The sequence below is a fragment of the Pseudoalteromonas phenolica genome, from assembly GCF_005886345.1.
In the GTDB taxonomy this organism is placed as follows: domain Bacteria; phylum Pseudomonadota; class Gammaproteobacteria; order Enterobacterales; family Alteromonadaceae; genus Pseudoalteromonas; species Pseudoalteromonas phenolica_A.
This window is the reverse complement of record NZ_PNEC01000101.1, coordinates 1-1978: the sequence shown is the minus strand read 5'-3', so window position 1 is coordinate 1978 and position 1978 is coordinate 1. Positions and strand designations below refer to the sequence as shown.

Annotated in this window: 4 protein-coding genes; all 4 read left to right on the top strand. The window is 36.8% G+C overall.

From position 1 onward, the window contains the following. Window positions 1-305, top strand: a 305-nt coding sequence (locus CWB72_RS20775) for a hypothetical protein (protein ID WP_212747919.1), incomplete at its 5' end; no start/stop codon positions are given. Window positions 306-421: 116 nt separating this feature from the next. After that, window positions 422-808, top strand: coding sequence for a hypothetical protein (locus tag CWB72_RS20220; protein WP_138635214.1), 387 nt, complete (start codon window positions 422-424; stop codon window positions 806-808). A 65-nt stretch (window positions 809-873) separates the two neighbouring features. After that, window positions 874-1401, top strand: a complete 528-nt coding sequence (locus tag CWB72_RS20215) for an AAA family ATPase (protein ID WP_138635212.1) — start codon at window positions 874-876, stop codon at window positions 1399-1401. Between the two features lie 171 nt (window positions 1402-1572). Further along, the gene (locus CWB72_RS20210; protein WP_138635210.1) at window positions 1573-1893 is read left to right on the top strand and encodes a hypothetical protein; all 321 of its coding nucleotides are present in this window, start codon (window positions 1573-1575) and stop codon (window positions 1891-1893) included. Window positions 1894-1978 lie beyond the last annotated feature (85 nt).

Genomic DNA, 1978 nt, shown 5'->3' with positions numbered 1-1978 from the left:
GGAGTCCATCTCATTCGTTAGGGTTACATTCGGGGATTGCTTATAAAATGGAACTTTCTAAGAAACAAAAGATAGCCCGCCACTTCGCTAGTGTGTTGGCAATACTATTAGTAGCCTTCATATACGCTGTAATTTTTCCTAGTTTCAACCCAAATTCCAACGACTATTATTTTGCTTTAGCAATTTATTTACTAATTCTTTTAATTCCGTTGGTTTGTATATTCCAAACAAGATTTCGCCCTGTAAAACTTTTAGGCTGGATACTCATTTGCTTTATGTTTAGTATAATTTTAATTTTGGGGTAGTAACCCTAACAAACGCATCAAAAATGACGTCAAACGCTTGGCTGACGCTCATTCTTCGCAAATTATAGCCAAGCATTATCCGCATTTTATGCGGGCGTTAGCTAACTCAAGGAAACATGGTGAGAATAGTTATATTTGCAGTAACAATTATGTTTTCTTTATCGGCCGTTGGAGCTCAGCTTAAACATCCAATAAAAATTAGGTGGTTAGATAGTTCTACAACAATATCTAAAGCAAATTTACCTCGAGAAATTGTAATTCAAAATATCACTTTTTCGATATCTATAAGCGCCGTGGTTAAGGAAAAGCAAAAGTATTATGTGGCTTATCATTGCTCATCCGAAAAGGTTGGCAAAGACGGAGACTTCATAGGTTTATACATAGGTGAAATAGATATTGTTTCTATTTTTAAATCTAAGGCTGTAGCGTTAGATTGTGGGTTTAATTACGTACTGGAGCTGTCGTTAGCTAACAAGTCAATCAATAAGGACATAAAATCATAGGCTTGCCGCTGCGCGGCAGTGTAGCCTATAATTTTCTGCCTATTATTAAAGCGTTAGAGCGTTTTATGAAACTGATAATTTTGCATGGTCCTCCAGCATCTGGAAAGCTAACCTTGGCCAAGCTTTTGAAGGATGAACTAGGATACAACATTCTACATAATCATCTTACTGTAGATATAGCTTTAGAAGTCTATTCAGAATTTGGGAAGGATGATTTTTATGAGTTTGTCGATCAGCTTCGAACGTTAGCGATAGAAAAAGCTTGTCAAAATAAACTAGAGGGGCTAATAGTGACTCTGTGTTTTGATGAGGTACTAGATATAGAAGTTGTGGAGCAATGGGAATCAATAGTTGCACGTTATGGCGGAGAGACTCTTCCTGTTTACCTGAAGGTTTCAGCGGAAGTTCTAGCTGAGAGAGTAACGGGAGAATCTCGTATAGGAACTAATAAACTTCAATGTCCAAAAGAACTAAATAAAGTTTTATCGGGAAATAAATTTGGTGCAATCCCAAACAAAAATACTATCTCAATAGACACTAACGCACTATGCATAAAACAATCGGCTCGCTTAATCGTTGAGCATACGCTCTAACAAGCAATTATACAGGGATTAAAAACAGCGGGCTCTTCGCTTCGCTAGATTTTAGCCCACTATTTTTAACCCGTTAATCGAGCGTTAGGTGAACATGAGATACCAATGAAAACTATTACTTTAATAATTATTATGCTGTTATCCCTAATTTTGAAAGCTAAGGAAGTTAACTTGAGTGAGTTAGAGAGTGTTTCACAGAACCTACAGTTCTTAATTGCGCCTACCAATGAAGATGAATATGAAAAACTAGAGAAGCTATGTAAATGTACTGCAAAAATAGCTCAAGAGAAATGGGAGCCTGCGAAGTATTCAGAATTTAGCAATGCACTAAATGAATATGCCAAATTAGCAAATTCAGTAATGGAAAACATGGAAGAAATGCTTAAAAATGGTCCTCCTAGGCCTTCAGAAACAGTTATATCTGGCATGCAAGACATGGTTGAAATCATTGAGTCTTGTGAAGAGAAGTATGGAATTAGAGTTGAATTCTAGACAATATTGATTAGTTCACCTAACAAACGCTTTAACCAAAGGACGCAAAACTGCAGGCTTGCGCTCCTTCGTCGCTAATTTTAGC

What these genes read in the sequence shown, in the direction of transcription:
- CWB72_RS20220 (WP_138635214.1), top strand. Translation starts at nt 422, where the DNA reads ATGGTGAGAATAGTTATATTTGCAGTAACAATTATGTTTTCTTTATCG.
- CWB72_RS20215 (WP_138635212.1), top strand. Translation starts at nt 874, where the DNA reads ATGAAACTGATAATTTTGCATGGTCCTCCAGCATCTGGAAAGCTAACC.